This window comes from Cellulomonas sp. B6, assembly GCF_001462455.1.
Lineage (GTDB): Bacteria > Actinomycetota > Actinomycetes > Actinomycetales > Cellulomonadaceae > Cellulomonas.
In genome coordinates this window covers 1-7,682 of the sequence record NZ_LNTD01000177.1, presented here as the reverse complement: position 1 = coordinate 7,682, position 7,682 = coordinate 1, and the positions used below count along the sequence as shown (strand labels likewise).

Sequence of the window (7,682 nt, the reverse complement as noted above, 5' to 3'; positions counted from 1 at the left end):
CGCAGCTCGCCACCCCGGGGCGCCCCGCGCCCTCATCCGGTCACGTCTGCGCGACCCGCCCTCTCAGCCGGTCGTCCCTGAGCGACCCGCAGTCGCAACTGGTCAACTCTGAGCGCCGCCCTCTCAACCGGTCAGCCCTGAGCCCCCCTTCTCACCGACCAGCCCTGAGCGACCCGCAGTCGCAAACCGGTCAGCCCTGAGCAACCCGCGGTCGCAACCGGTCGGCTCTGAGCGCCCCCCTCTCAACCGGTCAGCCCCGAGCAACCCGCAGTCGCAAACCGGTCAGCCCTGAGCAACCCGCAGTCGCAACCGGTCGGCCCTGAGCGCCCCCCTCTCAACCGGTCAGCCCCGAGCAACCCGCAGTCGCAAACCGGTCAGCCTTGAGCAACCCGCGGTCGCAACTGGTCAGCTCTGTGACCAGTTGATGCCGATCGGATCGGCCGACCGGCGCCGGACGCCGGACCCACGCGTCGGCCGCCGGGCCACGGGTGCGAAGCGAACCGGAGGGCCCGAGACGCCAACTGGTCACTCCGGGAGACCCCAGACCCCCAACTGGTCACATCTGTGACCAGTTCATGCGTGCTCGAACGGGGCCAGGGCGTCCGGCGCCGGCCCGGCCGACGCGGGGCCCGCGTGGGGTGTTCCGACCCGGCCGCGCGTGGGGTGTTCCGACCCGGCCCGCGTGTGGGGTGGTTCCGGCCCGGGCCGACGTGAACTGGTCGGTGGGGGACCACCGGAGCCGCGAACTGGTCGCTTCTTCGACCAGATCACGCCGGGGTCCTCGGGTCAGGCGTGCAGGTGGGTGCGCCAGTCCGGCGGGACGCGGTCGGCCGGGCCGGGGGCCGGCTGGTCGGTGGGGTGAGCCTGCGGCGGGGCCAGGTCGGGCCCCTGCCCGTACGCACCCGCCGAGTAGTCCCACCACCAGTCCTCGCCCGGCTCGTAGCTGCGGACCAGCGGGTGCCCGGTGTCGCGCCAGTGCGCGGTGGCGTGCTGCGCGGGCGACGAGTCGCAGCAGCCGACGTGCCCGCACGCGGCGCACCGGCGCAGGTGGAACCACCAGCCGCCCGACGCGTCGCAGTCGACGCAGCCGGGGCCGCTGGGCGGCACGGTCGGGTCGATGGCGGTCTCGCTCATGCGGTCACCTCCGGGTCGGGGCCGGGTACGGCCGGGTCGAGTTCTGGTCCGGGCACGGCCGGGTGGAGGGCAGACCCGGGCACCGCCGGGTCGACGACAGACCCAGGCACCACCGCGTCGACGACAGACCCAGGCACCACCGGGTCGAGGCCAGACCCGGACACGGCCCGGTCGACGGCAGACCCGGTCCGGTCGGAGCCGGGCACGGACACGACCGGGTCGACGCCCGCCACCCCGCCCGGGTCACCACCGGACGCGTCGGCCGGGTCGCCGCCCGTCCCGCCCGACTCACCCGGCGCGTCCGCCGGGGCGTAGGGCAGGCGCACGACGAACCGGGTGTCGCCCGGCACCGAGCGCACGGTCAGGTCGCCGTGGTGCTTGGTCACGACGATGCGCCACGCGATGTCCAGGCCCAGGCCCGTGCCGGACCCGACGGGCTTGGTCGTGAAGAACGGCTCGAAGACGCGGTCGGCGATCTCGGGCGGGATGCCGGGTCCGGTGTCGGCGACCTCGACCTCGAGCCAGTCGTCGACGCGGCGCGTCGTGAGCGTCAGGGTGCCGTGGCCGTCCATGGCCTGCGCGGCGTTGTCGACGAGGTTGGTCCAGACCTGGTTGAGCTCGGCGCCGTAGACGTGCACGGGCGGCAGCGTGCGGTCGTAGTCGCGCACGACGTCGATGCCGTCGAGCCGCCGCTCGAGCATCGTGAGCGTCGAGTCGAGCAGCTCGTGCACGTCGAGCGTCTGGTCGGGCGCGCGGCCGATCTGCGAGTACTGCTTGGCGGCGCCGACCAGCGAGGAGATGCGTGAGGTCGCGTCCTCGACGTCGTTCATGAGCTGCTCGGTCTCGAGCGCGTAGGACAGCCACCGCACGGCGCCCTCGAGGATGCCCGGTGCGACGGCGTCGGCGACGCGGTCGAGCCACGGCGGGTCGAGGCGCGCCGTGACGAACGTCGGAGCGAGGTCCCACCCGCCGGCGATGCCGTGCGCGTCGAGCCAGTCGGCGACCGCGTCCTCGGCGTCGGTGCGCTGCAGCGCCGTCGGCGGTGGCGGGGCCCCGGGCGCGCGGGACTTGGCGAGCGACTCGACGGCCTGCTCCTGCAGGTCGACGAGCGTGCCGAGCGTCGTCGCGTCGTAGGGCCCGTCGGCGATCATCGCGAGCTTGTGCCGCATCCCGGCCACGCGTTCGCGCAGCGCGGCGGTCGCGCGGTTCGCGGCGGCCGCGGGGTTGTTGAGCTCGTGCGTCAGCCCCGCGGACAGCGCCCCGAGCGCCAGCAGCCGCTCGCGCTGCCCGACGGCCTGCTGCGTGGTCCGCTGCCCGACGAACAGGCCCTCCAGCAGGTGCACCGCCATGGGGAACCACGACGTCATGAGCTCGGAGAAGTCGGTCGCGGGCAGCGCGTAGAACCGGGACGGAGCGAGCACCTGCATGGTCTGCGGGTAGCGCTGCGGCGTGCGGTCGCCCAGGTAGGCGGCCGTCGCACCGCCGTAGACGCCGCGCTGGGACGTGCGCGACACCTCGACGTCGTCGGTGCCGACGCGCCGCGACATCGCGACCGTGCCCTCGAGCAGCACGTAGAACCAGCGGGCGGGCTCGCCCTCGGCGTACAGCGGGCCGGGATCGCAGTGCTCGACGTGCCCGCGCCGGCACAGCCAGCGCAGCTGGTCGTCGTCGAGGTGCTCGAACAGGAAGAGGGTCCGCAGCTCCTCGACGTCGCACGGGAGCGCGCCGTCGGGCGGGTCCTCGCGCAGGTCGCAGGGATCGGGTGCGTTCACAGCTGCTCCAGGTACCGGTGGACGAGCATGACGGCCATCGCGCCCTCGCCCACGGCGGACGCGACGCGCTTGGCGGACTCGGCGCGCACGTCGCCGGCCGCGAACACCCCCGGGACGCTGGTCTCGAGGTGGTAGGGCGGGCGGTCCAGCGGCCAGCCGGCCGGGGGGCGCCCGTCGACGAGGAGGTCGGGGCCCGAGCGGACGAACCCGCGCGGGTCGCGGTCGAGCGTGCCGTCGAGCCACGCGGTGAGGGGCGCCGCGCCGATGAACACGAACAGGTAGCCGGTGTCGACGGTCTGCTTGTCGCCCGTCGCGGCGTCGCGCAGCACGACCTGCTCGAGGTGCTCGTCGCCGATCGCCTCGACGACCTCGGTGCCGGTGCGCACCCGGATGCGGGGGTGCGCCTCGACCTGCTCGACGAGGTAGTGCGACATCGACGCGCGCAGGTCGCCCGCGCGCACCACGAGGGTCACGGACCGCGCGTCGCGCGCGAGGTACATCGCGGCCTGCCCGGCCGAGTTGGCGCCGCCGACGACGTACACGTCCTGGTCGCGGCAGCCGGGCGCCTCGGTGAGGGCCGAACCGTAGAACACGCCGCGGCCCGTGAGCGTGCCCAGGCCCGGGCCGGTGAGCTCGCGGTAGGACACGCCGTTGGCGAGGATCACGCAGTGCGCCGCGAGCGTGCTGCCGTCGGCGAACCGCACCGCGCGGGCCGACCCGTTGACGTCGAGCCCGCACACGTCGCGCGTCATGACGATCTCGGCGCCGAACCGCTGCGCCTGGCGCCGCGCGCGCTCGGTGAGCTGCGCGCCCGAGACCCCGTCGGGGAAGCCCAGGTAGTTCTCGATGCGCGAGCTCTGCCCGGCCTGCCCGCCGGTCGCGGTGCGCTCGACGAGCGCCGTGCGCAGGCCTTCCGACGCGCCGTACAGCGCGGCGCTCAGGCCTGCGGGCCCGCCGCCGACGACCACGAGGTCGTAGAAGTCCTCGGCGGGCTGGACCTCGAGGCCGACGCGCGCGGCGACGGTCGCGTCGTCGGGCTCGACGAGCACGTCGCCGTCGGACGTCACGACGACCGGCAGCCGCGCGTCGTCGACGCCCGCGGCCTCGAGCAGCCGCGCGCCCTCGGGCGAGTCGGACGCGAACCAGCGGTACGGCACCTGGTTGCGGGCCAGGAACTCGCGCAGCTGCGACGACCGCGCCGACCACCGGTGCCCGACGACCTTGGGGCCGTGCACGGCCGACGGCGCCGCCGCCCGCCACGCGTCGAGCTGCGCGTCGAGCACCGGGTAGAGCTTCTCCTCGGGCGGGTCCCACGGCTTGAGCAGGTAGTGGTCGAGGTCGACGACGTTGACGGCGTCGATCGCGGCGTCGGTGTCGGCGTACGCCGTGAGCAGCACACGCCGCGCGGCGGGGAACAGGTCCATCGCCTGCTCGAGGAACTCGATGCCGCTCATGCCGGGCATGCGGTGGTCGGCGAGCAGCACGGCGACCTGCTCGCCGCGCAGCTTGAGCTCGCGGCACACGTCGAGCGCCTCGGCCCCGGACTCGGCCCGCACCACGCGGTACTCCTCGCCGTACCGGCGGCGCAGGTCGCGCGCGACCGCGCGCGAGACGGCGGCGTCGTCGTCGACGGTGAGCAGGGCGGGACGGGCTGCTGCGTCTGGTGCCACACGGACCTCCGGGCCGGACGGGCTCGACGCGCACAGTGTGCGCCCGCCGGCCCCACCTGTCACCCGGTCCGGGGCGGGCGACCGGCGGGCGGTCAGAGGCGGTCAGGAGCGGTCAGGCGCGGTCAGGCGCGGTCGTGGAGGGTGACGTGGTACCCGTCGGGGTCCGCGAACGTGAACGTGCGGCCGAACGGTCCGTCGACCGGTGCCGTGACGACGCGGTGGCCGTCGGCGACCAGCGCGTCGTGGATGGCCTGGACGTCGGTGGCGTGCAGCCACAGCGCGGTGCCGATCCCCGGCTGCTCGACGGCCGCCAGGTCGACGCCCGGCACGACGTCACGCAGCGCGAACGCGATCGGGGTCGTGGTGAAGACGACGGCGTGCGGCGGCCCGGCCGGTGAGCGGACGAGCCCGAGGTAGCGCTCGTAGAACGCACGCGCCGCGTCGAGGTCGCTGACCTGCAGGGAGATGAAGTCGGGGCCGGTGACGGGCACGGTGAGCTCCTTCGAGATGAATGTCAGTTTTCTGACATCGCCACCGTATGTCAGGATGCTGACATGGGTCAACACGGCACCGGCATCGACCTCGACACGTCCCTCGGGTACCTGCTCAAGGAGGCGTCGAGCGCGCTGCGCACGGCCATGGACGACGTGCTGCGCCCGCTCGGCATGAGCGTCACCCACTACGCGTGCCTGGAGGTGCTCGCCCAGCGCCCCGGCACGTCGAGCGCCGACCTCGCGCGGGCCACGTTCGTCACCCGGCAGACCATGCACGTGCTGCTCCAGGCGCTCGAGCGTGACGGCGAGGTCAGCCGCCCCGCCGCGGCACCCACCGGGCGGGCCCTGCCCGTACGGCTCACGCCCCACGGCCGGGAGCGGCTCGCGAGCGCGACGACGGCCGTCCGCTCGGTCGAGGACCGGATGCTCTCCGGGCTCACGACCACCGAGCGCTCGGACGCCCTCCGCGTGCTGCGCGCGATGGTGCACGCGCTGCGCGACGAGCCGCGCTGACACCGACGCACGCGGCGCCCCCACCCGGCACCGAGGATGGCAGCGCTCCCTGCGCGCGAGCGTTTGCGCAGCCCACCGACGTCTTCTAGGTTGCGAACGGGTCAAGCCACGGCCCGTCGCACGTCCGAGAGGTCCGGCTCGATGCCTCGGCCGCGCACCCCTGCGCCACGGCCCGACCAGCACCTGCCTGCGGCACCCACGACCTGGTCGTCGTCCGCCGGCAGCGTCATCCTGCGCCCGGGCGACCGCCCCCGGCTCGAGGCCGCGGGCGAGGTCGACGCCGCGCTGGTCGACCCCGCGGTCATCGCGGCGGTGGCCGCCGCGTCGCCCCTCGGCGCCGACGTCGACCTGTCGCGCGTGACGTTCCTCGACGCGCGCGGCCTGCGCCTGGTGCTCACCGCGCTCGACGGCCCGGGCGACGGCGGCCGCGTGCTGGGCGTGGTCCCGCCGGCCGTCCGCACGGTCGCCGACGCCGTCGAGGTCCCGCTCACCACGGCCGCGGCACCGGCCGAGCGCTGACCGCCCCCGGTGGCGGGGCCCCTCACCCGGGTCCACGATGAGCGCACGTCGAGCAGCGGCGTGGCACGTCTCGAGGAAGAACCCACCATGAGCACCGCCACACCGTCGAGGACGACGGGCCGAGCACCCCTGCTGGCGTCCCCCATGCCGTTGCCGACGCCCCGCGGCGCGATCGGCGAGGCGCTCCTCCGGCTGCTCACCGGGGCCACCCTCGACCCGGCGCCGCTGCACGGCGCGGTCGCGGCGGCCGTGCCCGGCCCGAGCCGGTCGTGGCTCGACCACGACGACGTGCAGATCGCGCTGACCTGCATGTACGAGCTGCACCACCAGGGTCTCGAGGGCGTCGACGACGACTGGGAGTGGCACCCCGACGTGCTCGTCGCCCGGTCGCTGCTCGAGCGCCGCGTCGAGGCCGAGCTGCGCGACCGCGTCGCCGTGCCCCCGGTCGCCGCGACGGCCGCCGACGTCGCGGCGACCCTGTTCCGCACGGCCGCGGCGGACGACTCCCCGAGCGTCTCGCGGTACCTCGCACGGCAGGCCACGCGCGAGCAGGTCGAGGAGCTCCTGGTTCACCGGTCGGTGTACCAGCTCAAGGAGGCCGACCCGCACACGTGGGCCGTGCCGCGGCTGTCCGGCGCACCCAAGGTCGCGCTCGTCGAGATCCAGTCCGACGAGTACGGCGCCGGCGACCCCGAGCGTCAGCACGCCGCGCTGTTCGCCGCGGCGATGCGCGGCGTCGGGCTGGACGACACCTACGGCCGGTACGTCGACCACGTCCCGGCGATCACGCTCGCGCACCCCAACGTCATGGCCATGCTCGGCCTGAACCGGCGGCTGCGCGGCGCGATCGTGGGCCACCTCGCCGCGTTCGAGATGACGTCGTCGGTCCCCAACCGCCTGTACGGCAACGGTCTGCGCCGCCTCGGGTACGGCGCCGACGTGACCGAGTACTTCGACGAGCACGTCGAGGCCGACGCGGTGCACGAGCAGATCGCGGCGCGCGACATGGCCGGCCGGCTCGTCGAGGACGTCCCCGCGCTCGGCCCGGACGTCATGTGGGGCGCGGCCGTGTGCCTCGCGCTCGACGGGTGGTGGGCGCGCCGCGTGCTGGCGGCGTGGGAGTCCGGCGCGTCGTCGCTGCGTCGGCCGCCGCGATGACCCGCGTCCCGGACGCCGTGCACGTGCCACCCGCCGCACGGCCCGCGGCGGTGGGTGGCCGCGTGGCCCCCGACGTCCCCGCGGACGAGAGCGCGCCGGAGCCGGCCCGCCGGGTCGACGACGCACCCGACGACGCGACCCCGCGGGGGCGCGGCACGGTGCGCATCACGCCGTGCCCCGACGGCCCGCTGCTGGTGCGCGGCCCGCTCGAGCTGGTCGGCGCCGACGGGGTCCCGGTGCCGGTGCGGCGACGCACGGTCGCGCTGTGCCGGTGCGGCGGGACCGCGACGCCGCCGTGGTGCGACGGCACGCACAAGGTCAACGGGTTCCGCACCGAGGCCTGACCGCCCGTCGCGGCCTGCGGCTCGCAGCGCGCCGGCCCGTGCCCCACCGCACCCGACCCCACCCGGCCCTGCCCCCGT

Annotated in this window: 8 protein-coding genes; 4 read left to right on the top strand and 4 right to left on the bottom strand. The window is 75.2% G+C overall.

All coding sequences use genetic code 11. From position 1 onward, the window contains the following. Positions 1 to 786 precede the first annotated feature (786 nt). The 4 genes from ATM99_RS15030 to ATM99_RS15015 form a co-directional block, all read right to left on the bottom strand. The gene (locus tag ATM99_RS15030) at positions 787 to 1,134 is read right to left on the bottom strand and encodes a UBP-type zinc finger domain-containing protein (protein WP_062103679.1); all 348 of its coding nucleotides are present in this window, start codon (positions 1,132 to 1,134) and stop codon (positions 787 to 789) included. Further along, positions 1,131 to 2,906 carry an ATP-binding protein gene (locus tag ATM99_RS15025; RefSeq protein ID WP_223305154.1) on the bottom strand — a complete coding sequence of 592 codons (1,776 nt, stop codon included), beginning with the start codon at positions 2,904 to 2,906 and terminating at the stop codon, positions 1,131 to 1,133. Before ATM99_RS15025 ends, ATM99_RS15030 begins: the two co-directional genes overlap by 4 nt. Beyond that, the gene (locus ATM99_RS15020; RefSeq protein WP_062103678.1) at positions 2,903 to 4,576 is read right to left on the bottom strand and encodes an FAD-dependent oxidoreductase; all 1,674 of its coding nucleotides are present in this window, start codon (positions 4,574 to 4,576) and stop codon (positions 2,903 to 2,905) included. Before ATM99_RS15020 ends, ATM99_RS15025 begins: the two co-directional genes overlap by 4 nt. Before the next feature lie 122 nt (positions 4,577 to 4,698). Next, positions 4,699 to 5,067: a VOC family protein gene (locus tag ATM99_RS15015; protein WP_062103677.1), complete on the bottom strand. Its 369-nt coding sequence runs from the start codon at positions 5,065 to 5,067 to the stop codon at positions 4,699 to 4,701. A 63-nt stretch (positions 5,068 to 5,130) separates the two neighbouring features. On the opposite strand from ATM99_RS15015, the gene ATM99_RS15010 reads away from it, so the two are divergent. The 4 genes from ATM99_RS15010 to ATM99_RS19750 all read left to right on the top strand — a co-directional run bounded on the left by ATM99_RS15010 (position 5,131) and on the right by ATM99_RS19750 (position 7,604). Further along, positions 5,131 to 5,583, top strand: coding sequence for a MarR family winged helix-turn-helix transcriptional regulator (locus ATM99_RS15010; protein WP_062103676.1), 453 nt, complete (start codon positions 5,131 to 5,133; stop codon positions 5,581 to 5,583). Between the two features lie 141 nt (positions 5,584 to 5,724). Then, complete coding sequence (locus ATM99_RS15005) at positions 5,725 to 6,102, top strand: hypothetical protein (RefSeq protein WP_062103675.1); 378 nt, start codon at positions 5,725 to 5,727, stop codon at positions 6,100 to 6,102. Between the two features lie 87 nt (positions 6,103 to 6,189). Further along, on the top strand, positions 6,190 to 7,260 hold the full coding sequence (locus tag ATM99_RS15000; protein WP_082659846.1) for an iron-containing redox enzyme family protein: 1,071 nt from the start codon (positions 6,190 to 6,192) through the stop codon (positions 7,258 to 7,260). A gap of 62 nt (positions 7,261 to 7,322) precedes the next feature. Beyond that, a complete protein-coding gene (locus ATM99_RS19750) occupies positions 7,323 to 7,604 on the top strand; it encodes a CDGSH iron-sulfur domain-containing protein (protein ID WP_369798095.1) in 282 nt (93 codons plus the stop codon). Positions 7,605 to 7,682: the final 78 nt, after the last annotated feature.